This window comes from Streptomyces sp. NPDC107498, from assembly GCF_055582805.1.
In genome coordinates, this window is sequence record NZ_JBVJPE010000004.1 from 266595 (window position 1) to 288679 (window position 22085).

Below are 22085 nucleotides of genomic sequence, written 5' to 3' on the forward strand. Positions count from 1 at the left end.
CTTCATCCGGCCGACGGGGCCCGGCGTCGCTCAGCCGACGGAGGCCGCCGGGACGAGCCGGGGGCGTGCGGGGCCGTACTGCGCCGTGCCGTACTGGGCGGGGACGTACGGGGCCGGGACGTGCCGGCTGGGGGCGTACTGCGTGGGGATCCGGGGGCCGTAGGCGGGGCGGCCGGCCGTGTCCCGCACGGCGAGGACCGAGCGCTGGAGCCGGCGGAGCCGCGCCGAGGGTTCCATGCCGCTCTCGCCCTTGAGGGCCCCGCGCAGCCGCTCGTACACCAGGAGGGCCTCGTCGTGCTGTCCGCAGCGCAGCAGGGCGACCATGAGGTGGGCGTGGAGGGGCTCGTTGGTGCGGTAGCGGGCGACGAGTCCGGTGAGTTCGGAGACGAGTTCGGCGTGCCGGCCGAGGCCCAGCTGTGCCTCCAGCCACTGGTCGAGGACGCTGAGCCGGGACGTCTCCAGACGCTCGACCTCCCGGCGGAGCCGGGGTCCCGCGGCCACGCCCGCGTAGGGGTCGCCGCGCCACAGGGCGAGCGCCTCGCCGAGGCGGAGGGCGGCCCGGGACAGGTCGCCGGCCTCCATGGCCCGGTAGCCGGCGCCGGCCGCGCGCTCGAACTGCCAGACGTCGTTGGGTCCGCCGCCGGTGTCGAGGCGGTAGCCGCCGGGCTGGGAGACGAGGATCGCGTCGGCGCTGCGGCGGTCCGACCAGCCGGGCCGCGGTTCCCCCGGGTCGGCGCCGCGCAGGGCGCCCGTGATGAGGGTCCGCAGCTCCGCTATGTGCGCCTGCAGTTCGGCGCGGGCGCCGCGGGGCGCGCCGGACGGCCAGAGCTCCTCGGTCAGGACCGTCACGGGGACGACCTGGTCCGCGCTGGCCGTGAGCAGGGCGAGCAGCTGCCGGGGCGCGGCCGCCGTGGGGGTGATCGACACCCCGTTCTCACGTACCGAAAATCCCCCCAGAATCCGGACGTCCACCTTGCCCCCTCAGTGTCTGTGCGGCGCCTGCGCGCGGATGACTCCCGATGATTAGAAAAGACCCCCGGGGTCATGTCAATAAGAAACCGGAGGGTACGGAATGACACCCCGGGATATCGGGGTGATTCACCCTCTTTGTCCGGTTATCTAGGAGTGGGTTCTCGTCACTGGCTCAGATCGTGCGCATGCGGAAGGACGGTTTCCGGACTCGAAGGTACGCTTTCGAAGGGTCCTTGTGGATGCGGAGGGACTCCTCACCCGCGAGTTCACGCCAGAAACCGGCACCGGGGTACGGTTCCGCGGGGCGCCTCCTAGAGCACCGCGGCGGCGGTGAGGAGTCCGAACGCGAGGGTGATCAGGGCCGTACGGACGCGGTGGAAACCGTTCCAGCGCTTCTCGAAGGCGGCCCGGACCGCGGCCGGGTCGCCCGCCGGGTCGCCCGGCGGGGCCTTCTCCGACGCCGCGAGGGCCGTGTTGAGCGGGACGTTCCCGCCGATGGTCACCGCGTGGTTGAGGACCGCGGCCACGAGCCCCGCGAGGACCAGCCGCCCCTGCGCGTCCGTCCGCCCGTCGACGGGGACGAGGAACGCGGCGGCGGGGAGGGCGACCACGCCGAGGAAGACCGCGAGGAACACGGCCCTCGGCACGCACTCGTTGATCCGGCGCATCGCCGTGACGAACTCCGGGTCGGCCAGACGGGCGAGCGCGGGCATGATCCCGGTCTGGAAGATCAGCAGGAAACCGGCGTAGAGCCCGGTGCTTCCGACGGCGAGGGCGAGCAGCAGGGTGGCCATGCGGCCATTCTGTCCCGCGGCCCGCCGCGCGCGTCAGCCGTAGGGATCTCCGGACTTCGCCCCCCCTTCCCCGTACGGGACTTCGCCCCCTTCCATCTCCCCCTTCCCGTAGGGCACTTGTGAACGTGACGAACGGGAGTCCCGCGGGGAGCGGTCGAAGGGGTTGCGGACGGAACTCGACGCGGCAACGACGACGCGGGTGAAGCGGCGTGGCATGGATTCGCCATCCTTTTCAACAGGGGTTGTCACCGTGTGCAGTCACATGCGTACATGGAGTGGACATCGATCGGGCGGGGGTGGTCAGCGGTGGCAGAGAGCGCGGGCTCCGTGATGCTCGCCCGGTCGGCGATGAACCGGGCCGCGACCGAGGGACAGCGGCCCGCCGGGCGGCCGGTCCGGGGTGCGCGGCGGATCAGCGCCGCACTCGCCGGGCTGGCCGCCTCCACCCGGCACGAGCTGCTGACCTTCGACGACCCGGTCGCGTCCGCGGGCTTCGCGATCCCCGAGCCGTTCCTGGAGCTGGCGGGAGCGTGCATGCGGGCCGCGGTGGAGCGGGCCGAGGAGGTCAGGCGGATCGTCCCGAGGCACGCCCTGTCCTGTATCGAAGGAGGGCTCCGGTTCCCCGGCCGGGCCCGCCTCGCGGAGGCCATCCCGTTCAAGATGATCGTCGTCGACCGGACGGTGGCCGCGGTCCCGCTCGACCTGGAGCTGCTGTACAACGGGCTGTTGCTGATCCGGGACCCGGTCGTGGTGCAGGCCCTCGTCCGGACCCACCACGCCTGCTGGGCGACGGCCGAGGAGCCGACGTGCGCGGCACCGCCCCCGCCCCCGCCGCGCGATCTGCCGTCCCAGCTGCGCCCGGTGCTCGACGCCCTCCTGTCGGGGGTGACGGACGAGACGGCGGCCGCCCGGCTCGGCATGTCCGCGCGGACGTACAGCCGCAGGGTGGGAGAGCTGATGGCGGCCCTCGGCACGACGAGCCGCTTCCGCGCGGGCGCGGAAGCGGCTCGGAGGGGGTGGTTGTGACGCCTCCTAGGAGACGATGTCCTTGCGGGCGAAGCCGCGGAAGGCGAGCGCGAAGAGGACCAGGGCGTACGTCACGGAGATCGCCGTGCCCTTCACCATGCCGCCCCACTCCAGCCGGGGCTGGAGCGCGTCGATCCAGGCGAACTGCCAGTGCGCGGGCAGGAAGTCGCGCCAGTCGCCGAGCGCCGTGACGGCGTCCAGGACGTTGCCGACGACGGTCAGGCCGACGGCGCCGCCCACCGCGCCGAGCGGGGCGTCGGTGCGGGTGGACAGCCAGAAGGCGAGGCCCGCGGTGACCAGTTGGGAGGCGAAGACGAAGACGACGGCGATCCCGATCCGCAGCAGGGCGTCACCGGCGGGGACCGAGCCGCCGGTGGGCAGCCGGAGCGGCCCCCAGCCGTAGGCGACCGTGCCCGCGGCCAGGGCCGTGAGCGGAAGGAGGACCATCGCGGCCGCGCTGTAGCCGAGGGCGACCGCCAGCTTGGAGGCGAGGAGCCGGGAGCGCGGGACGGGTGCGGCGAGCAGGTACCGCAGGGAGGACCAGCTCGCCTCGGAGGCGACCGTGTCCCCGCAGAACAGCGCCACCGGAATGACGAGGAGGAAACCGGCCGAGACGAAGAGGCAGGTCGCGGCGAAGTTGGCGCCGGAGGCCGTCGCCGTGTCCATCAGGGTGACGCGGCCTTCGCGGCCGCCGCCCCCGGGGCCGCCGATCGCGAAGGCCGCGATCAGCACGAACGGCAGGGCGACGAGGATGCCGCCCATGACGAGGGTGCGGCGGCGCTTCCACTGGCGGAGGGCCTCGACGCGCAGGGGCAGGGTGCGACCGGGCCGGTAGCCGGGGGCACTCGGGGCTGTGGTGGCCGTGGCGGTCACGCGGCTCCTCCGATCAGGGTCAGGAAGGCGTCCTCCAGACGCCGGTGGGGGCCGACTCCGGTCAGCGGCACGTCCAGGCGGACGAGTTCGCCGATGAGGGCGGTCGGGTCGGTGCCGTCGAGGCGGACCAGGAGTCCCCCGTCGGTGCGGGTCGCCGCGCCGATCCCGGTCAGGGCGTCGATCTTCGCGACGAGCGCGTCGTCGATCTCCTCGGCCAGGCTCACGAGGAGGGTGTCGCCGGAGCCGGTGATCTCGGCGACCGGTCCGGCCTGCACCAGCTGCCCCCGGTCCATGACGACCAGGTGGGTGCAGGACTGTTCGACCTCGGCGAGGAGGTGGCTGGAGACGATGACGGTCCGGCCCCCGGCCGCGTACCGGATCATCACCTCGCGCATCTCGCGGATCTGCGGCGGGTCGAGCCCGTTGGTCGGCTCGTCGAGGATGAGCAGGTCGGGCAGGCCGAGCATGGCCTGGGCGAGGGCGAGGCGCTGCCGCATGCCCTGCGAGTAGGTGCGGACGGCGCGTTCGAGGGCGCCGCCCAGGTTCGCGATCCGCAGGGCCTCGTCGACGTGGGCGTCCTCGGCGGGGCGGCCGGTGGCCTTCCAGTACAGGTCCAGGTTCTCCCGGCCCGACAGGTGCGGCAGGAAGCCGGCGCCCTCGACGAAGGCGCCGACGCGGGAGAGCACCGGGGCGCCCGGCCTGATGGCCTGCCCGAAGACCCGGATCTCGCCCTCGTCGGGGGTGATCAGGCCCATCAGCATGCGCAGGGTGGTGGTCTTCCCGGCCCCGTTGGGGCCGAGCAGGCCGAGGACCTGGCCCTGTTCGACGCGGAAGGACAGGTCCCGGACGCTGTACCTGTCGCCGCCCCTGTACTTCTTCGACAGGCCGCTGATCCGGAGGGGAACGGCGGCGAGTCCGGGGTCGGGCGCGGGGGCGGCCGTCCTGCGGCGGGCGGTGAGCAGCAGGGCGGCGGCGCCGGCGAGGCCGAGGAGCGGCAGGCCCCACACCCACCGGGGCAGGGCGGCGGCCCGGGTGGAGAGGCCGGGCGCGGTGGGGACGGTGAGCGGGCCCTCGACGGCGACGGTGTAGCCGGCGGGGACGACCGGGGAGGCGTAGCCGAGGTCGGTGGCGGCGACGACGAGCCGCAGCCGGTGCCCGGCCTCCACCTCGTGGTCGATGGCGGGCAGGGTGAGCGTGACGCTCCTCCCCGCCTTGGCGTCCTCGACGCGGACGGGGGCGACGAGCTGGGCGGGCAGCACCTGCTGCCGTCCGTCGGGCCCCACGTCGTACACCTTGGCGAAGAGGACGGCGGAGCCGTCGGCGGCGGTGGAGGTGACCTTGACGCGGACGGTCGGCGTACCGGTGATCCGCAGGGGCGCGGTCTGCGGCTTCGTGTCGAAGCGGGCGTGCTGGCCGGGGAAGTCGAGGGAGAGGCCGACGCCGAGGGAGGAGAGTCCGGGGAGTCCGCCGCCGAGGCCGGGGACGGCGGACACGGCGGGCGGTGCGGCGCCCGGCGGGTTGGTGAAGGTCTGCGGCGACCCGCCGAGGGCGATGCGCGCGGTGCCGGAGGCGAGCCCCGGGTAGCGGTCGGCGGTCGCGGCGCGGAGGGTGGACCGCCCGTCCGTGGAGTCGACGCCGCCGGTGCGGCTGACGCGGAAGGCGGGGCCGGTGTCGACGGAGGCGTCGCGCTTCAGCCAGCGGTCGAACCAGGCGGTGATCCGGCGCTCGACGCGCTCGGTCTCGCGGTCGCCGCCGTCGTGGCCGCCGGCGATCCAGTCGACGGCGACGGGGGCCCCGTTGGCGGTGAGGGCGCGGGCCGCCGCGTCGGACTGGGCGAGGGTGAAGAGCGAGTCGGACTGGCCCTGGACGAGGAGCGCGGGCACCTCGATCCGGGAGGCGACGGCCGAGGGGCTGCGGGCTTCGAGGAGGGCGCGGGCCTCGGGGTCGGGCTTCCCGGAGACGGCGACGCGCCGGTAGAGGGAGCAGAGTTCGGTGGTGAACCGGCCGCAGGAGCCGGCCTTCGCGGCCCCGGGGCGCCCGGAGGCCGGGCCACCGGTGGGCCGGCCGGCCGCGGGCGGCTCGCCCGTGGAGAAGAAGATCCCGGCCCACAGCTTCTTGAAGACGCCGTTCGGGAAGAGGGCGTCGGCGAGGTTCCAGTAGGTGATCCGGGGGGCGATCGCGTCGACGCGCGGGTCGTGGCCGGCGGCGAGCAGGGAGATCGCGCCGCCGTAGGAGGCGCCGGTGACGCCGACGCGCGGGTCTCCGGGCTTGTCGAGGAGGACCTCGGGACGGGCCGCGAGCCAGTCGATCAGCTTCCGGACGTCCTCGACCTCGTGGTCGGGGTCGTTGAGGCCGATCTCGCCGGTGGAGGCGCCGAAGCCGCGGGCGGACCAGGTGAGGACGGCGTAGCCGTCGCGGGCGAGGTCCTCGGCCTGGGCCCGGACGTCGTCCTTGGAGCCGCCGAAGCCGTGGCCGAGGAGGACGACGGGGCGCCGGCCGGTGGAGCCGTCGGTGAAGTACGAGGTGTCGATGCGCACCCCGTCGATGTCGAGGGCCCGGTCCGCGCGCCGCACGGGCGGTGCCTCGTCCGTGGCGACGGCGGTCCAGGTGCCGCCGCCGGCGAGGACGGCGAGGACGGCGGTGACCGCGGCCCACCGGGGAAGTCGGAGTCGCATGGCGTCGAGCCTAGGCGGTGCCCCGGCGGGACGCGGCTGTCCGCGGAGGGAGACCGGGGGCCTTCTCGGGTCGTACGCGGGACGGTCCGCGTACCGCGTCCGCTGTACGCGGGAGGGCCCCCGGGGTGTGCTGTCCGGCACCCCGGGGGCCGTTCTCGGGACGGGGCCCGTCAGTGGTTGCGCGGGAAGCCCAGGTCGACGCCCGCCGGGGCCTCGGACGGGTCCGGCCAGCGGGTGGTGACGACCTTGCCGCGGGTGTAGAAGTGCACGCCGTCGTTGCCGTAGATGTGGTGGTCGCCGAAGAGCGAGTCCTTCCAGCCGCCGAAGGAGTGGTAGCCCACCGGCACCGGGATCGGCACGTTGACGCCGACCATGCCGGCCTCGACCTCCAGCTGGAAGCGGCGGGCGGCGCCGCCGTCGCGGGTGAAGATCGCGGTGCCGTTGCCGAACGGCGAGGCGTTGATGAGGGCGAGGCCCTCCTCGTACGTCTCGGCGCGCAGCACGCACAGGACCGGGCCGAAGATCTCGTCCTGGTAGGCCTTGGCCGTGGTCGGCACGTGGTCCAGGAGGGAGAGGCCGATCCAGTGGCCGTCCTCGTGGCCCTCGACGGTGTAGCCGGTGCCGTCGAGGACGACCTCGCAGCCCTCGTCCGCCGCGCCGTGGACGTAGGAGGCGACCTTGTCGCGGTGGACGGCCGTGATGAGCGGACCCATCTCGGAGGTGGGGTCGGCGCCGGGGCCGATCTTGATCTTCTCGGCCCGCTCGCGGATCTTCTGGACGAGCTCGTCGCCGATGGAGCCGACGGCGACGACCGCGGAGATCGCCATGCAGCGCTCGCCGGCGGAGCCGTACGCCGCGGAGACGGCCGCGTCGGCGGCGGCGTCGAGGTCGGCGTCGGGGAGGACCAGCATGTGGTTCTTGGCGCCGCCGAGCGCCTGGACGCGCTTGCCGTTGGCGGAGGCGGTGGTGTGGATGTACTTGGCGATCGGGGTCGAGCCGACGAAGGAGATCGCGGAGACGTCCGGGTGCTCCAGGAGGCGGTCGACGGCCACCTTGTCGCCGTGGACGACGTTGAAGACGCCGTCGGGGAGGCCCGCCTCGGCGAGCAGCTCGGCGATCTTCAGGGAGGGCGACGGGTCCTTCTCGCTGGGCTTGAGGATGAAGGCGTTGCCGGTCGCGATGGCGATCGGGAACATCCACATCGGCACCATGGCCGGGAAGTTGAAGGGCGTGATGCCGGCGACGACGCCGACGGGCTGGCGGATGGAGGCCACGTCCACGCGGTTGGACACCTGGGTGGACAGCTCGCCCTTGAGCTGGGTGGTGATGCCGCAGGCCAGGTCGACGATCTCCAGGCCGCGGGCGACCTCGCCGAGCGCGTCGGAGTGGACCTTGCCGTGCTCGGCGACGATCAGTTCGGCGATGGCGTCGCGGTTGGCGTCGAGCAGCGCGCGGAACTTGAAGAGGATCGTGGTGCGCTGGGCGAGCGAGGAGGTGCCCCAGGTGGCGAAGGCGTCCTTCGCGGCGGCGACGGCCGCGTCGACCTCCTCCACCGAGGCGAGGGCGACCCGCGTGGTGACGGCGCCGGTGGCCGGGTCGGTGACCGGGCCCCAGTTGCCCGACGTGCCCTCGACGGTCTTGCCACCGATCCAGTGGTGGACGCTCTTCGTCATGACGAGTTACTCCTTCAGAGATGGCGGCGTCGGGCGGTGACGTGCCGGTCGTACTCCTCGCGGGCCTTGACCGCCGACGGGCGGGTCGAGGTCTCGGCCACGGGCACATCCCACCACGCCTGGGCCGGAGGCGGGCCCGACACACTGTCTGCCGTTTCGGTCTCGACGTAGACACATGTGGGATCGGTGGCCGCCCGGGCGTCCGCGAGGGCTTCCCGCAGGTCACGGATGGTACGGGGGCGCAGGACGCGCATGCCGAGGGACGCCGCGTTGGCGCCGAGGTCGAGGGGGAGCGGGGGGCCGGTGAAGCTTCCGTCGTCGGCCCGCAGACGGTAGTCGGTGCCGTACCGCTCGGCGCCGACGGCTTCGGAGAGGCCGCCGATGGAGGCGTACCCGTGGTTCTGGAGGATCACCAGTCTCAGTGGGAGCCGCTCCTGCACGGCGGTGACGATCTCGGTGGGATTCATCAGGTACGTCCCGTCTCCGACGAGCGCCCAGACGGGTCGGCCGGGCGCGGCGAGGAGCGCGCCGATGGCGGCGGGGATCTCGTAGCCCATGCAGGAGTAGCCGTACTCGACGTGGTACTGCTCCGGGGAGCGGGTCCGCCACAGCTTGTGGAGGTCGCCGGGGAGCGAGCCGGCGGCGTTGATCAGGATGTCGCTCGTGTCGACCAGGGTGTCGAGTACGCCGAGGACCTGGGTCTGGGTGGGGCGGGCCTCCTCGTCGGGGACGGCGTACGCGGCGTCGACGCGGGCCTCCCAGTGGAGCTTCCCCTCGGCGTACTCGTGGACGTAGGGCGCGGTGACCCGGTGCCGCTCCAGGAGCGCACGGAGCCGCTCCAGGCCCTCCCGGGCGTCCGCGACGAGCGGGAGCGCCGCCATCTTGTGGGAGTCGAAGGCGGTGATGTTGAGGTTGACGAACCGTACGTCGGGGTGGCCGAAGAGGGTGCCGGAGGCGGTGGTGAAGTCGGTCCACCGGGTGCCGACGCCGACGACCAGGTCGGCGGTGCGGGCGAGGTGGTCGGCGACGGCGGTGCCAGTGTGGCCGACGCCGCCGACGTCCTGGGGGTGGCCGTGGGGCAGCGATCCCTTGCCGGCCTGGGTGGCGGCGACCGGGATGCCGGTCCGTGCGGCGAGGTCGGAGAGCGCCTCCTCGGCCCCGCTGTACCGGACGCCGCCGCCGGCGACGATCAGCGGGCGGGCGGCCCGGGCGATCGCCGCGGCCGCCGCGGCCAGTTCGTCCTCGTCCGGGGCGGGGCGGCGGATCCGCCAGACCCGTTCGGCGAAGAACTCCTCCGGCCAGTCGTACGCCTCCGCCTGGACGTCCTGGGGCAGGGCGAGGGTCACGGCGCCGGTCTCGGCGGGGTCGGCGAGGACCCGGACGGCGGCGAGGGCGGCCGGGACCAGGGCCTCGGGCCGGGTGACCCGGTCGAAGTACCGGGAGACGGGGCGGAGGCAGTCGTTGACGGACACGTCGCCCGCGTAAGGGAGTTGGAGCTGCTGGAGGACGGGGTCGGCGGGGCGGCCGGCGAAGGTGTCGCCGGGCAGGAGCAGCACCGGGAGGTGGTTGATCGTGGCGAGGGCGGCGCCGGTGACGAGGTTGGTGGCGCCGGGCCCGATGGAGGTGGTGACGGCGTGCGCGGAGAGCCGGTTCGTCCGGCGGGCGTGGCCGACGGCGGCGTGCACCATGGCCTGCTCGTTGCGGCCCTGGTGGAAGGGCATGTGCTGCTCCTCGACCAGTGCCTGGCCGATCCCGGCGACGTTCCCGTGGCCGAAGATGCCCCAGGTGGCGGCGACGAGCCGCTGCCGGACGCCGTCGCGCTCGGTGTGCTGGGCGGCGAGGAAGCGGACGAGGGCCTGCGCGACGGTGAGCCTCATGCGTATCCCTCCGTGTGGTCGGGGTGGAAGCAGATCCTCCACTCCCGTTCGGCGCCGGGGCCCGCCATGACGTTGAGGTAGTAGAGGTCGTGCCCCGGCTGGGCGATCGAGGGCCCGTGCCAGCCGTCGGGGACGAGGACCGCGTCGCCGTCCCGGACCTCGGCGAGGAGCTCGGAGCCGCCGGGCCGGGAGGGCGAGATCCGCTGGTAGGCGAGGCCGTGGGGGCCGGCGATCTCGTAGTAGTAGATCTCCTCCAGGACGGACTCGGCGCCCGGGTGGTGCTCGTCGTGCTTGTGCGGCGGGTAGGAGGACCAGTTCCCGCCGGGCGTGACGACCTCGACGGCGATGAGCCGGTCGCAGGCGAAGGCGTCCGCCGAGGCGAAGTTCCGCACCCGGCGGGTGCGGTTGCCGCGGCCCCGGGTCTCGACGGGAACCTCCGGCGCGGGGCCGTAGCGGGCGGGGAGTCGTCGCTCGCACTTCGCTCCTGCCAAAGCGAAGCGGCCTCCCGCGCCGGAGGCGATCTGGGCGTGGGCGTCGCGGGGCACGTAGGCGAAGTCGCTCGCTCCGTCGAACACGCTCGCGCGGCCCAGGAGTTCGATGATCTCGCCGTCGACGCGCACGCTACAGGCACCGGAGAGGGGAAGCACGACCCATTCGGAATCCCCGCTCTCGAAGGAGTGGACCTCCCCCGGTCCGAGGGCGAGGACCCGCAGCGCGGAGTACGCCCATCCGGCCCGCCCGGGGTCGATGTCGACGGCGTACGGCCCGTGGGCGGTGGTCCCGGCGGGGAGGTGGAGGCTCGTTTCCATGGCGGATCCCTACCCCCGTTCCGGCAGGGTGCCGCTGCCCGCCGCGAGGGCTTCGGCGATCTCCGCGGCGTCCGGCATGGCGGAGGAGCAGGCGAGGCGGCCCGCGACGATCGCGCCGGCGGCGTTCGCGTGGCGCAGGACCGTGGCGAGGTCCCGGCCGGCGAGCAGTCCGTGGACGAGCGCCCCGCCGAAGGCGTCGCCCGCTCCGAGTCCGTTGACGACCTCGACCGGCAGCGGCGGCACCTCGGCCCGGCTCCCGTCGGCGGCGAGCGCGAGGACGCCCGCGGGGCCCTGTTTGACGACGGCGAGCCGGACCGCGCCGGTCGCGAGGAGGGCGCGGGCGGCGGCCTCCGGTTCCCGTTCGCCGGTGGCGACCTCGCACTCGTCGAGGTTGCCGACGGCGACGGTCGCGTGCCGCAGGGCCTCGGCGTAGTGCGGGCGGGCCGCCGCCGGGTCCGTCCAGAACACGGGCCGCCAGTCCAGGTCGAGGACCGTCGTCCCCCGGCCGGACCTGGCCCGCAGCGCCTCCAGGGTGGCGGTGCGGCTGGGTTCGGCGCACAGGCCGGTGCCGGTCGTCCAGAGCACGCGGGCGGCGCGGATCGCGTCGAGGTCCAGCTCGTGCGGCCGGATCTCCAGGTCGGGGGCGCGGGGGCGGCGGTAGAAGTACAGCGGGAAGTCGTCGGGCGGGAAGAGGGCGCAGAAGGTGACGGGGGTGGGGTGCTCGGGGACCTCGGTCACCCAGCGGTCGTCCACGGCGAAGCCCTTGAGCTCGCGGCGCAGGTAGGTGCCGAAGGGGTCGGCGCCGGTGCGGGAGACGAGGGCGGTGCGGCGGCCGAGGCGGGCGGCGGCGACGGCGACGTTGGCCGCGGAGCCGCCGAGGAACTTGCGGAAGGTCTCGACCCGGTCGAGTCCGACGCCGGTCTGGAGCGGGTAGAGGTCCACGCCGAGGCGTCCCATGGCGATCAGGTCGTAGGGCTCCGTCTCCACGCGCCACCTCTCGGTCGGGCCGTCCCCGGCTCCGTCCCCAGGTCTAGTCGTCCGCCGGGAGGCGTGTCAACGATATGTCCGGACATTCGGACGACCGGACGGACCGCTTGACGGTGTTGTCGGGGCGCCGCCAAGGTGGCACTCATGACGAAGCCGTCGCCGCAGCCGTCGCCACCGTCCCGGATCCGCATCGGATCGGCCCCCGACTCGTGGGGGGTGTGGTTCCCCGACGATCCCCGGCAGGTGCCGTGGCAGCGCTTCCTCGACGAGGTGTCGGGCGCCGGCTACGCGTGGATCGAGCTGGGTCCGTACGGCTATCTGCCCACCGATCCGGCCGTCCTCGCGGAGGAGACCGCGCGGCGCGGACTGCGGGTCTCGGCGGGGACCGTCTTCACCGGCCTCCACCACGGCCCGGACGTCTGGGACCGGACCTGGGCGCACGTCGCGGAGAACGCGGCCCTGGCGCAGGCCATGGGCGCGGGCCACCTGGTCGTCATCCCGTCGTTCTGGCGGGACGACCGGACGGGCGAGGTCCTGGAGGATCCGACGCTCAGCGCCGGGCAGTGGCGGGACCTGACCCGGCTGACGGAGCGGCTGGGACGGGAGGTGCGCGAGCGGTACGGGCTGCGGATCGTGGTCCATCCGCACGCCGACACCCACATCGACGGGGAGGAGAGCGTGACGCGCTTCCTCGACGCCACCGATCCGGACGCGGTCGCGCTCTGCCTGGACACCGGGCACTACGCGTACGCCGGCGGGGACAGCGTCGAGCTGATCGAGAGGTACGGGGAGCGGATCGGCTACCTCCACCTCAAGCAGGTCGATCCGGAGGTGCTGGCCGGGGTGGTGGCCGAGGGGGTGCCGTTCGGGCCCGCGGTGGCGCGGGGCGTGATGTGCGAGCCGCCGTCCGGGGTGCCCGCGCTGGAACCGGTGCTCGCCGCCGCGTCGGCGCTGGACGTGGACCTGTTCGCGATCGTGGAGCAGGACATGTACCCGTGCGAGCCGGACGTGCCGTACCCGATCGCCCTGCGGACCCGGGACTTCCTCCGCTCCTGCGGCGTGTGAGGAGCGCGCGGCCCGGCGCATACCGCTCCGGCCAGGGGTGACGCACGCGGACGCGCCGGTGGGCCCGTGTGCCGCTTCCGTCACACGGGTCCCTCTTCCGTCACGCATGTCTCCCTTACGCGGGCTTCGCGTCACAGGCCCGCGACAGCCGCTCTCCTCCTGTCGGGAAGGACGTTGCACGGGGCACAGGCTGATCGATCGCTTGATCGCAACCGCCCGCCCGCAGCGCCCCCGAACGGCACCCCCGCCGCCGCTGCGCGGCGCGCAGGGAGGTACCGGGCATGACGGACAGAAGGCTCTGGTCGTACAAGGACATCGCGGCGCACATCCAGGTGCAGCCCGACACGGTCCGCTCCTACCGGAAGCACGGGCTTCTTCCGGCGCCCGACCACGTGGAGTCGGGCAAGCCCTACTGGTACGCGGACACGATCCGCGCCTGGGTCGCGAACCGCCCCGGCAACCGGGGCCGCCGCTGAGCCGCCCGCGGACGAGGACGCCGGGCCCGGTTCCCCCACCGGGCCCGGCGTCCCGCCGTCACGGGGTCAGCGGACGGCGCTGTACGCCCGCTCGTCGGCGTCGGCACCGCCGTCGGCGGGGGCGTCCGCCTCGCTGATGCCGAAGCGGTCGTGGAAGCGGCGCAGCGGTCCGGGCGCCCACCAGGTGAGGCGGCCGGTCAGCTTCATCACGGCGGGGACGAGGAGGCTGCGGACGACCATCGCGTCCATGAGGACGGCGAGGGCGACGCCGAGTCCGAGCATCTTCGTGTTGGTGACGCGGGAGGTGCCGATGGCGACCATGACGACGGCGAGGATCACGGCGGCGGCGGTGATCAGTCCGCCGGTGCGGCGCAGCCCGAAGCGGACGGAGCGCTCGTGGTCGCCGGTGGCGTCGTACTCCTCCTTGATGCGGGAGAGCAGGAACACCCCGTAGTCCATGGAGAGTCCGAAGGCCACGCAGAACATGAGGACGGGCAGGGTGGTCTCGATGTCGCCGGTGGGGGTGAAGCCGAGGAATCCGGCGAGGTGCCCCTCCTGGAAGACCCAGACGACGGCGCCGAACATCGCCGTGAGGCTGAGGGCGTTGAGCAGGACGGCCTGGACCGGGACGACGACGCTGCCGGTGAGCAGGAAGACGAGGAGCAGGGTGACGAGGACGATGATCCCGGCCGCCCAGGGCAGCCGCTCGGCTATGGCGTCCTTGGAGTCGACGAGGACGGCGGCCGGTCCGGTGACGGAGGTCGCGAACGGCGCCTCGGCCGCGCGCAGTTCCCCGACGATCCGCTGGGCGTCGGCGCCGACGGTCTCGCCGTCGGGCACCACGGTGAAGTAGGCGGCGCCGCCGCCGGCGGTGACGGGCCCCTCGGCCCGGGCGACGCCGTCGAGGGCGGAGATCCGCTCGCGGTAGTCGGCGTACTGGGCGGGGGTGGCCGTCCCTTCGGCGAGGACGGTGACGCCACCGCCCGGGCTGCCGGGGAAGCCGTCCCGCAGCGCGTCCTGGACGACCCGGGAGGAGGCGGTGACGGGGAGCTGGCGGTCGTCGGCGGTGCCGAACCTCACGCCCAGGAACGGCGTCCCGAGGAGCACGAGTCCGGCGGTGGTGACGACGGCGAAGACGGGCGCCCGGCGCATCACCAGGGCGGCGGCCCGCCCCCAGCCCGCGCCGTCGCCGGTCTCCTCGGGCGCCCGGCCGCGCCGGAGGAGGCGCCGCAGGTCGAGGGCGTCGACGCGGTCGCCGAGCAGCACGAGGGCGGCCGGGAGCAGGGTGAGCGCGGCGGTGGCGGCGAGCAGGACGACGGCGATCCCGGCGTACGCGAAGGAGCGCAGGAAGTACTGCGGGAAGACCAGCATCGCGGCCAGCGAGACGGCGACGGTCAGGGCGGAGAAGAGCACGGTCCGCCCCGCCGTGCGCAGGGTGGTGCGGACGGCGGTGTACGTGTCGGCGCCGGCCGCGAGCTCCTCGCGGTGGCGGCGGACGACGAACAGGGCGTAGTCGATGGCGAGTCCGAGCCCGAGGGCGGTCGTCAGGTTCTGCGCGAAGACGGAGACGTCGGTGAACTCGGTGATGCCGCGCAGGACGGCGTTGGTGCCGAGGATGGCGACGATGCCGACGCCGAGCGGCAGGAGGGCGGCGACGGCGCTGCCGAAGACCATGACGAGCAGGACGAGGGTGACGGGCAGGGCGATGAGCTCGGCCCGCAGCAGGTCCTCCTGGATGACGGTCTGCATCTCGTGGCGGACGGCGAGTCCGCCGCCGAGGGAGACCTCGACGGGGCCGTGGACGCCCCGGTAGGTCGGGGCGATCCGGTCGAGGACGGCGGCGGCGTCCTTCTCCTCGCCGGGTATGCGGGCGGCGATCACGGCCCGGCGGCCGTCCTCGGAGCGGAGGGCGGGCGAGCCGGTGGACCAGTAGGAGCCGACGCCCTCGACGCCCGGTTCGGCGTCGAGCCGCTCGGTGAGCCTCCGGGCCTCGGCGGCGACGGCGGGGGCGTCGACGAGGGCGACTCCTCCGGTGGTCCGGGCGCCGCCCGTGGTTCCGGTGCCGCCCGCGGGCTTGGTGCCGCCCGTGGTTCCGGTACCACTCGCGGCCTCGGCGCCGCCCGCGTCGACGAGGAGGAGCACGTTCGGCTGGGAGCCGGGGAACTGCCGCTCCAGGGCCTTGGTGGCGTACGTGGACTCGGCCGCCGGGTCCTCCCAGCCGCCGCTGCCCATGCGGTCGGCGACTCCGCCGCCCGCGAGGACGGCGAGGGCGGTGAGCACGAGGGCCACGAGGAGGGTGAGGCGGGGCCGGGCGGTGACGAACCGCGTCCATCCGCCGCCGCGTCCGCCCCCGGGCGCTGATTTCTTGACTTCGGACATGACGCGGTGTCCCCTTCACCGTGGCCCTTGCACGCGCTTCCCGGCAGGTCGCAGGGGCCGCCCATTGCCATAGACTGGCAAACACGAGCGATCACTCGCGTTTCACAAGAATGCGAGCGACCTCTCGTGTTTGTCAAACGTGCCGAGGAGAGCTGGGGACAGCCATGTCCGGAGACGTGTCCGAAGAACCGAAGCCGCGCCGCCGCCAGGCCCGTGGCGAACGCCGCATCGCGCAGCTGCTCCAGGCCGCCGCGAAGGTCTTCTGCGCGTCCGGCTACACGGCGACCAGCACCAACGCGATCGCCCGGGAGGCGAGCGTCTCGCCCGGCACGCTCTACCAGTACTTCCCGAACAAGGAGGCCATCGCGATAGAGCTCGGCGAGCGCCTCCTGAACGAGATGCGGGAGGCCCACGGCCAGGCGTTCACCCCGGAGAACCTCGCCCTGCCGCTGCCCGAGATGCTGGACGTCGTCGTCGACCCGCTGATCGCGTTCAACTGCGAGAACCCCGTCTTCCTCGCCCTGATGCACGGCTCCGAGGTGCCGGGCCGGATCGCCGAGGAGCACGACGCGCTGCACGCCGGCCTGCTGACCTCGGTGCAGGGGGTGATCGCGCACTACGCCCCGGGGCTGTCCGCCGCCGAGCGCGCCCGCACCGCCGGCATGACCTTCGCGATCTTCAAGGGCGGACTGGGCCTCGTCCTGGCCGCACCCGAGGGCCCCGAGCGGGACGCGACGATCGCCGAGCTGAAGACCGTCCTCCTGCGCTACCTCTCCCCGCTGGCCGGGGCCCCGGTCACCACGCCTCCGACCCGCTGACCGACTCCGAGGACCGCGCCTTCCCGCCGGAGCCGGTCCCCTCGCCCGTCCCCTCCCCCGGTCCCGCCCGCGCCCGCCGCTTCATCGCGAGCAGCGGGAAGACGAGGACGGAGAGCATGGCTGCCCCGACGAGCGCCGCCGCCTCGCCGGCCGTCATCTCCTTGTCGTCCACGCCGATGGTGGTGATGGCGACGACGAGGGGCAGCGCCGTGGAGCCGTACAGGACGAGGCCGGCCCGGTCCCCGCGGCCGAGGTCGCGCGGGGCGAGGAACCAGATCGGCCCGCCGCGCACGACCAGGAAGAGCGCCAGGAAGACCGGCAGCAGGAGCAGGATCCTGCCCCCGTCGAGGAGCGAGCGGAGGTCGAACTCGATCCCGGTGACGACGAAGAAGACCGGGACGAGGAAGCCGAAGCCGACGCCCTCGATCTTCTCCAGGATCTGCGGGCCGGAGTCGGGCGCGGCCCCGGTCAGCACGAGCCGGGTGACGAGTCCGGCGGCGAAGGCGCCGAGCAGCACGTCGAGTCCGAGCGCCGTCGACGCCCCGAGCATCAGGGCGAGCAGCAGGAAGACGAAGCGGACCGCGAACTGGCCGCTGCTGTGCAGGGTTTTGGCGATGACCTTCGAGAACCACGGCGGGCGGGGCCGCAGCGCCCAGAGGACGGCCCCCGCCGTGAGCGCGGCGAAGACGGCGAGGACGGCGGTGGACTCGGCGGCGCCCCGACCGCTGAGCAGCAGCGCCATCGCGATGATCGGGCCGAACTCGCCGACCGCCCCGAAGGCCATGACGACCGAGCCGAACCGCCCCTGGAGGTCGCCGGCGTCCCGCAGCACCGGCAGGACGGTGCCGAGCGCGGTGCTGGTCAGGGCGACGCCGATGAAGACGCCCTTGGTGTAGCCGCCGCCGAGCAGGACACCGGTGGCGAGCCCGAGGCCGAGGGCGATCGTCCAGGCCCACACGGAGCGCCGGAGGGTGTCGCCGCGCACCTTGCCGAACTCGATCTCGTACCCGGCGAGGAAGATCAGCATGGCGAGACCGAGTTGGGAGAGCCCGTCGATCAGCGCGTCGGTGCGGGCCCAGTCCAGGACGTCGGGGCCGATGAGGATGCCGAGCAGGATCTCGAAGATGACGAGGGGGACGGGGAGCCTGCGGCCCACCGCGTAGGCGAGCAGCGGCGCCAGGACGGCGATCGCCATGATCAGGATGAGCGTGCTCCCCGAATGCGACATGTCGGGTATTTACCATGGGGGCGGGCCGGAACCCGGCCGCCCTGCCCGCCCCCGTCGCCCAAGAGTGGAATTTATACCCCCCAGGGGTATAACCTCGTGCCCGTAAGACCCTGAATCCCCAGGAGGAGAGCGCCATGTCCGCAGAGACGAAGACCGAACTCACCACCGTCTACCAGGTCAAGGGCATGACCTGCGGCCACTGCGAGGGCGCGGTCTCCAGCGAGATCTCCGCGCTCCCCGGCGTCTCCTCCGTCACCGCCGTCGCCAGGACCGGCGAGGTCACCGTCGTCTCCGACGCCGCCCTCGACCGCGAGGCCGTCGCCGCCGCCGTGGACGAGGCCGGCTACGAGCTGGTCTGACCGCCCTCCGAACAGGCACCGCAGGGCCGTACCGTTACCTGGTACGGCCCTGCTCCCCTTTGGACTCCGCACATGCCCAGCACCACCGTCACCGAGCTGACGATCGGCGGGATGACCTGCGCCTCCTGCGCCGCCCGCGTCGAGAAGAAGCTCAACCGGATGGACGGCGTCACCGCCACCGTCAACTACGCCACGGAGAAGGCGCGCGTCGAACACGCGCCGGACGTCGGCGTCGACGAACTGATCGCCACCGTCGTGAGGACCGGCTACACCGCCGAGGAACCCGCCCCGCCGGTGGAAGAGCCGGACGGGCCGGACGAGCCGGAGGACCCCGAGCTCGCCTCCCTCCGGCAGCGGCTCGTCGTCTCCGCGCTCCTCGCGGCGCCCGTGGTCCTGCTCGCCATGGTCCCCTCGCTCCAGTTCGACGACTGGCAGTGGCTCTCGCTCACCCTCGCGTCCCCCGTCGTCGTCTGGGGCGGACTGCCCTTCCACCGGGCCGCCTGGACCAACCTCCGGCACGGCGCCGCCACCATGGACACCCTCGTCTCGGTCGGCACCCTGGCCGCGTACGGCTGGTCGCTCTGGGCGCTCTTCCTCGGCGACGCCGGCATGCCCGGCATGCGGCACGGCTTCGACCTCACCGCCGACCGCGCCCACGCCTCCTCCGCGATCTACCTGGAGGTCGCCGCCGGGGTCGTCACCTTCCTCCTCCTCGGCCGCTACCTGGAGGCCCGCGCCAAGCGGAAGGCAGGCTCCGCGCTGCGGGCCCTGATGGAGCTCGGCGCCAAGGACGTGGCGGTCCTGCGCGCGGGCACGGAGGTGCGGATCCCGGTCGGCGAACTCCGCGCCGGCGACCTCTTCGTCGTGCGCCCCGGGGAGAGGATCGCCACCGACGGCACCGTCGCCGAGGGCGCCTCCGCCGTCGACGCCTCCCTGCTCACCGGCGAGTCGCTGCCCCTGGACGTCACCCCCGGCTCCGCCGTCACCGGCGGCTGCGTCAACGTCTCGGGCCGGCTCGTCGTCGAGGCCACCCGGATCGGCGCCGACACCCGGCTGGCCCGGATCGCGCGGCTCGTCGAGGAGGCCCAGAGCGGCAAGGCCGAGGTGCAGCGGCTCGCCGACCGGATCTCCGCCGTCTTCGTCCCGGTGGTGCTCCTCGCCGCCCTCGCCACCCTCGTGACCTGGCTCCTCGTGACGGACGACGTCACCGCCGCCTTCACCGCGGCCGTCGCCGTACTGATCATCGCCTGCCCCTGCGCCCTGGGCCTGGCCACCCCGACCGCCCTCATGGTCGGCACCGGCCGCGGCGCCCAGCTCGGCATCCTCATCAAGGGCCCCGAGGTCCTGGAGTCCACCCGGCGCGTCGACACGGTCGTCCTCGACAAGACCGGGACGGTCACCACCGGCCGCATGCGGCTGACCGGCGTGCACGTGCACGGCGGGCGGTACGGCACCGACTCCGCCGACGAGACCGAGCTGCTGCGCCTCGCGGGCGCCCTGGAGCACTCCTCCGAGCACCCGGTCGCCCGCGCGATCGCGGCCGGAGCGGCCGAGCGCTGCGGGGAGCTGCCCGTGCCGAAGACCTTCGAGAACGTGCCCGGGCTCGGCGTGCGCGGCTCCGTCGACGGCCGGCTCGTCCTCGTCGGGCGCGCCGCCCTGCTCGCGGCCGAGGGCGTCGAGGCGCCCGCGACGACGGAGCCCGGCGCCGTCCACGTCGCCTGGGACGGGGTGGCCCGGGGCACCCTGACCGTCGCCGACGCCGTCAAGGACACCAGCGCCGAGGCGGTCGCCCGGCTGCGGGCCCTGGGGCTGCGGCCGGTGCTGCTCACCGGGGACCACCGGGCGGTCGCGGAGGCGGTCGCGGCCGAGGTGGGCATCGACGAGGTGATCGCGGAGGTGCTGCCCGAGGGGAAGGCCGAGGTGGTCCGGCGGCTGCGGGCGGAGGGCCGTACGGTCGCGATGGTGGGCGACGGGGTGAACGACGCCGCCGCGCTCGCCGGCGCCGACCTCGGACTCGCGATGGGGACGGGCACCGACGCGGCCATCGAGGCGAGCGACCTGACGCTGGTCCGGGGCGACCTGCGGGTCGCGGCGGACGCCATCCGGCTGGCCCGGCGGACCCTGGCGACGATCCGGGGGAACCTGGGCTGGGCCTTCGGCTACAACCTCGCCGCGCTCCCCCTCGCGGCGGCCGGACTCCTCAACCCGATGATCGCGGGCCTGGCCATGGCCTTTTCGTCCGTGTTCGTCGTTTCCAACAGCCTTCGTCTGCGGCGGTTCAAGTGAATTCGCTTACGTGTGACGCACAGGACCTTCACAAAGAGATCTAGATCACAGATATTGGGGGGTAACCATCTGGGCTGTTCGCGAGTCTAAGTGGGCGATGCCAAGAACGTCTTGGGGGACGTTCATGGGATGTCTTGGGGGACGTCCCAGGCAAGCGCGGCCGGGGCACGTGCACCGGGGAGCTTTGAGCGGCCCTCCCGTACGTACCCCGGCAGACCGCGCGTCGGACGCCCGGCCCGGATCCCGTGGGGGGAATCCGCACCGGGATATGGAAAGCGCCCCGCTCGCCGACCCGTGGGGGGATCGGCGGCGGGGCGCTTTTCGCTTTTTTTCGGGGCTCGGCTCACTCGCCGGGCGCGTCAGCCGAGGTTCAGCGGGCCTCGACCGGGACGAAGTCGCGGAGGACCTCGCCCGTGTAGATCTGGCGCGGACGGCCGATGCGGGAGCCCGGCTCCTTGATCATCTCGTGCCACTGGGCGATCCAGCCCGGGAGGCGGCCGAGGGCGAAGAGGACCGTGAACATCTCGGTCGGGAAGCCCATGGCGCGGTAGATCAGACCCGTGTAGAAGTCCACGTTCGGGTAGAGGTTGCGCGAGACGAAGTACTCGTCGGAGAGCGCGTGCTCCTCCAGCTTGAGCGCGATGTCGAGCAGCTCGTCGGACTTGCCGAGGGCCGAGAGGACATCGTGCGCCGCCGCCTTGATGATCTTGGCGCGCGGGTCGAAGGACTTGTACACCCGGTGGCCGAAGCCCATCAGGCGGACGCCGTCCTCCTTGTTCTTCACCTTGCGGATGAAGGAGTCGACGTCGCCGCCGTTGGCCTGGATGCCTTCCAGCATCTCCAGGACCGACTGGTTGGCGCCGCCGTGCAGGGGGCCCCACAGGGCCGAGATGCCGGCGGAGATCGAGGCGAACATGTTCGCCTGCGAGGAGCCGACCAGGCGCACGGTGGAGGTCGAGCAGTTCTGCTCGTGGTCCGCGTGCAGGATCAGCAGCTTGTCGAGCGCGGAGACGACGACCGGGTCGAGGTCGTACTCCTGCGCGGGGACCGAGAAGGTCATGCGCAGGAAGTTCTCGACGTAGCCGAGGTCGTTGCGCGGGTAGACGAACGGGTGGCCGATCGACTTCTTGTACGCGTACGCCGCGATCGTCGGCAGCTTCGCGAGCAGCCGGATCGTGGAGAGGTGACGCTGCTGCTCGTCGAACGGGTTGTGGCTGTCCTGGTAGAAGGTGGACAGCGCGGAGACCACCGAGGACAGCATGGCCATCGGGTGGGCGTCCCGCGGGAAGCCGCGGAAGAAGTTCTTGACGTCCTCGTGGACCAGCGTGTGCTGCGTGATCTCGTTCTTGAAGGTCGACAGCTCGTCGACCTTGGGCAGCTCACCGTTGATCAGCAGGTACGCCACCTCAAGGAAGGTGGAGCGCTCCGCCAGCTGCTCGATGGGGTAGCCGCGGTACCGCAGAATGCCCTGCTCACCGTCGAGGTAGGTGATGGCGGATTTATAGGCGGCGGTGTTGCCGTATCCGCTGTCCAGGGTGACCAGACCGGTCTGGGCTCGGAGTTTGCCGATGTCGAAGCCCTTGTCGCCGACGGTGCTCTCGACCACCGGGTAGGTGTATTCACCGTCCGCGTACCGCAGTACTACAGAGTTGTCGCTCACGTCATCCCTCACCGACGTAGTGCCTCTTCTTCGAGGTGCCCTGACTGTCTCTACCATCCCCCATTTGGCTCAGGAGAGTGCACTCGGGGTCGCTCATTGGGCCATTCGGCGGCACTCAGTGCCGCCAA

17 protein-coding genes are annotated in these 22085 nt (G+C 73.2%); 6 read left to right on the forward strand and 11 right to left on the reverse strand.

Features of this window, described 5'->3' with window-relative positions; all coding sequences use genetic code 11:
* Window positions 1-30 precede the first annotated feature (30 nt).
* Together ACZ66Z_RS09480 and ACZ66Z_RS09485 are read right to left on the reverse strand one after the other, a co-directional pair.
* Window positions 31-927, reverse strand: coding sequence for an AfsR/SARP family transcriptional regulator (locus ACZ66Z_RS09480; RefSeq protein ID WP_469933398.1), 897 nt, complete (start codon window positions 925-927; stop codon window positions 31-33).
* A gap of 356 nt (window positions 928-1283) precedes the next feature.
* Window positions 1284-1766: an anthrone oxygenase family protein gene (locus ACZ66Z_RS09485; RefSeq protein ID WP_469933399.1), complete on the reverse strand. Its 483-nt coding sequence runs from the start codon at window positions 1764-1766 to the stop codon at window positions 1284-1286.
* 306 nt (window positions 1767-2072) lie between these two features.
* Here ACZ66Z_RS09485 and ACZ66Z_RS09490 point away from each other — a divergent pair, with 306 nt between their 5' ends.
* The gene (locus ACZ66Z_RS09490) at window positions 2073-2792 is read left to right on the forward strand and encodes a helix-turn-helix domain-containing protein (RefSeq protein WP_469933400.1); all 720 of its coding nucleotides are present in this window, start codon (window positions 2073-2075) and stop codon (window positions 2790-2792) included.
* Window positions 2793-2798: 6 nt separating this feature from the next.
* Here ACZ66Z_RS09490 and ACZ66Z_RS09495 read toward each other — a convergent pair whose 3' ends face one another.
* The 6 genes from ACZ66Z_RS09495 to iolC form a co-directional block, all read right to left on the reverse strand.
* On the reverse strand, window positions 2799-3665 hold the full coding sequence (locus ACZ66Z_RS09495; RefSeq protein WP_469933401.1) for an ABC transporter permease: 867 nt from the start codon (window positions 3663-3665) through the stop codon (window positions 2799-2801).
* The gene (locus tag ACZ66Z_RS09500) at window positions 3662-6340 is read right to left on the reverse strand and encodes a CocE/NonD family hydrolase (RefSeq protein ID WP_469933402.1); all 2679 of its coding nucleotides are present in this window, start codon (window positions 6338-6340) and stop codon (window positions 3662-3664) included. The genes ACZ66Z_RS09495 and ACZ66Z_RS09500 overlap by 4 nt, the downstream gene beginning before the upstream one ends.
* 170 nt (window positions 6341-6510) lie before the next feature.
* Window positions 6511-8013, reverse strand: coding sequence for a CoA-acylating methylmalonate-semialdehyde dehydrogenase (gene mmsA, locus ACZ66Z_RS09505; RefSeq protein ID WP_469933403.1), 1503 nt, complete (start codon window positions 8011-8013; stop codon window positions 6511-6513).
* Between the two features lie 14 nt (window positions 8014-8027).
* Window positions 8028-9890, reverse strand: a complete 1863-nt coding sequence (gene iolD / locus ACZ66Z_RS09510; RefSeq protein WP_469933404.1) for a 3D-(3,5/4)-trihydroxycyclohexane-1,2-dione acylhydrolase (decyclizing) — start codon at window positions 9888-9890, stop codon at window positions 8028-8030.
* Window positions 9887-10699 carry a 5-deoxy-glucuronate isomerase gene (gene iolB / locus ACZ66Z_RS09515; protein WP_469933405.1) on the reverse strand — a complete coding sequence of 271 codons (813 nt, stop codon included), beginning with the start codon at window positions 10697-10699 and terminating at the stop codon, window positions 9887-9889. The genes iolD and iolB overlap by 4 nt, the downstream gene beginning before the upstream one ends.
* Before the next feature lie 9 nt (window positions 10700-10708).
* Window positions 10709-11656 (reverse strand): 5-dehydro-2-deoxygluconokinase, encoded by a 948-nt coding sequence (gene iolC, locus ACZ66Z_RS09520; RefSeq protein ID WP_469933560.1) that lies wholly within the window; start codon window positions 11654-11656, stop codon window positions 10709-10711.
* Window positions 11657-11830: 174 nt separating this feature from the next.
* Between iolC and ACZ66Z_RS09525 the strand changes: the two genes are divergently transcribed.
* Both ACZ66Z_RS09525 and ACZ66Z_RS09530 read left to right on the forward strand, forming a co-directional pair.
* Complete coding sequence (locus tag ACZ66Z_RS09525) at window positions 11831-12751, forward strand: sugar phosphate isomerase/epimerase family protein (protein WP_469933406.1); 921 nt, start codon at window positions 11831-11833, stop codon at window positions 12749-12751.
* A gap of 281 nt (window positions 12752-13032) precedes the next feature.
* Window positions 13033-13227: a helix-turn-helix transcriptional regulator gene (locus ACZ66Z_RS09530; protein WP_469933407.1), complete on the forward strand. Its 195-nt coding sequence runs from the start codon at window positions 13033-13035 to the stop codon at window positions 13225-13227.
* A 66-nt stretch (window positions 13228-13293) separates the two neighbouring features.
* Here ACZ66Z_RS09530 and ACZ66Z_RS09535 read toward each other — a convergent pair whose 3' ends face one another.
* Complete coding sequence (locus ACZ66Z_RS09535) at window positions 13294-15606, reverse strand: MMPL family transporter (RefSeq protein ID WP_469933408.1); 2313 nt, start codon at window positions 15604-15606, stop codon at window positions 13294-13296.
* A 164-nt stretch (window positions 15607-15770) separates the two neighbouring features.
* On the opposite strand from ACZ66Z_RS09535, the gene ACZ66Z_RS09540 reads away from it, so the two are divergent.
* Window positions 15771-16424 carry a TetR/AcrR family transcriptional regulator gene (locus ACZ66Z_RS09540; protein WP_469933409.1) on the forward strand — a complete coding sequence of 218 codons (654 nt, stop codon included), beginning with the start codon at window positions 15771-15773 and terminating at the stop codon, window positions 16422-16424.
* On the opposite strand, the gene ACZ66Z_RS09545 is transcribed toward ACZ66Z_RS09540, so the two are convergent.
* Window positions 16402-17652, reverse strand: coding sequence for a cation:proton antiporter (locus tag ACZ66Z_RS09545; protein WP_469933410.1), 1251 nt, complete (start codon window positions 17650-17652; stop codon window positions 16402-16404). The two genes, ACZ66Z_RS09540 and ACZ66Z_RS09545, sit on opposite strands and share 23 nt — an antisense overlap.
* 134 nt (window positions 17653-17786) lie before the next feature.
* Between ACZ66Z_RS09545 and ACZ66Z_RS09550 the strand changes: the two genes are divergently transcribed.
* Together ACZ66Z_RS09550 and ACZ66Z_RS09555 are read left to right on the forward strand one after the other, a co-directional pair.
* Window positions 17787-18011 (forward strand): heavy-metal-associated domain-containing protein, encoded by a 225-nt coding sequence (locus ACZ66Z_RS09550; RefSeq protein ID WP_469933411.1) that lies wholly within the window; start codon window positions 17787-17789, stop codon window positions 18009-18011.
* 72 nt (window positions 18012-18083) lie between these two features.
* Entirely contained in the window at window positions 18084-20297 is a 2214-nt protein-coding gene (locus ACZ66Z_RS09555; RefSeq protein ID WP_469933412.1) for a heavy metal translocating P-type ATPase, read from the forward strand.
* 370 nt (window positions 20298-20667) lie between these two features.
* Here ACZ66Z_RS09555 and ACZ66Z_RS09560 read toward each other — a convergent pair whose 3' ends face one another.
* The gene (locus ACZ66Z_RS09560) at window positions 20668-21957 is read right to left on the reverse strand and encodes a citrate synthase (protein WP_030685223.1); all 1290 of its coding nucleotides are present in this window, start codon (window positions 21955-21957) and stop codon (window positions 20668-20670) included.
* Window positions 21958-22085: the final 128 nt, after the last annotated feature.

Bases quoted from the DNA above. Each gene is read 5' to 3' on its own strand.
- iolB (WP_469933405.1), bottom strand. From the start codon at position 10,699: ATGGAAACGAGCCTCCACCTCCCCGCCGGGACCACCGCCCACGGGCCG.
- ACZ66Z_RS09545 (WP_469933410.1), bottom strand. From the start codon at position 17,652: ATGTCGCATTCGGGGAGCACGCTCATCCTGATCATGGCGATCGCCGTC.
- ACZ66Z_RS09485 (WP_469933399.1), bottom strand. From the start codon at position 1,766: ATGGCCACCCTGCTGCTCGCCCTCGCCGTCGGAAGCACCGGGCTCTAC.
- ACZ66Z_RS09555 (WP_469933412.1), top strand. From the start codon at position 18,084: ATGCCCAGCACCACCGTCACCGAGCTGACGATCGGCGGGATGACCTGC.
- ACZ66Z_RS09535 (WP_469933408.1), bottom strand. From the start codon at position 15,606: ATGTCCGAAGTCAAGAAATCAGCGCCCGGGGGCGGACGCGGCGGCGGA.
- ACZ66Z_RS09540 (WP_469933409.1), top strand. From the start codon at position 15,771: ATGTCCGGAGACGTGTCCGAAGAACCGAAGCCGCGCCGCCGCCAGGCC.
- ACZ66Z_RS09530 (WP_469933407.1), top strand. From the start codon at position 13,033: ATGACGGACAGAAGGCTCTGGTCGTACAAGGACATCGCGGCGCACATC.
- ACZ66Z_RS09500 (WP_469933402.1), bottom strand. From the start codon at position 6,340: ATGCGACTCCGACTTCCCCGGTGGGCCGCGGTCACCGCCGTCCTCGCC.
- ACZ66Z_RS09525 (WP_469933406.1), top strand. From the start codon at position 11,831: ATGACGAAGCCGTCGCCGCAGCCGTCGCCACCGTCCCGGATCCGCATC.
- ACZ66Z_RS09550 (WP_469933411.1), top strand. From the start codon at position 17,787: ATGTCCGCAGAGACGAAGACCGAACTCACCACCGTCTACCAGGTCAAG.
- iolD (WP_469933404.1), bottom strand. From the start codon at position 9,890: ATGAGGCTCACCGTCGCGCAGGCCCTCGTCCGCTTCCTCGCCGCCCAG.
- mmsA (WP_469933403.1), bottom strand. From the start codon at position 8,013: ATGACGAAGAGCGTCCACCACTGGATCGGTGGCAAGACCGTCGAGGGC.
- iolC (WP_469933560.1), bottom strand. From the start codon at position 11,656: ATGGGACGCCTCGGCGTGGACCTCTACCCGCTCCAGACCGGCGTCGGA.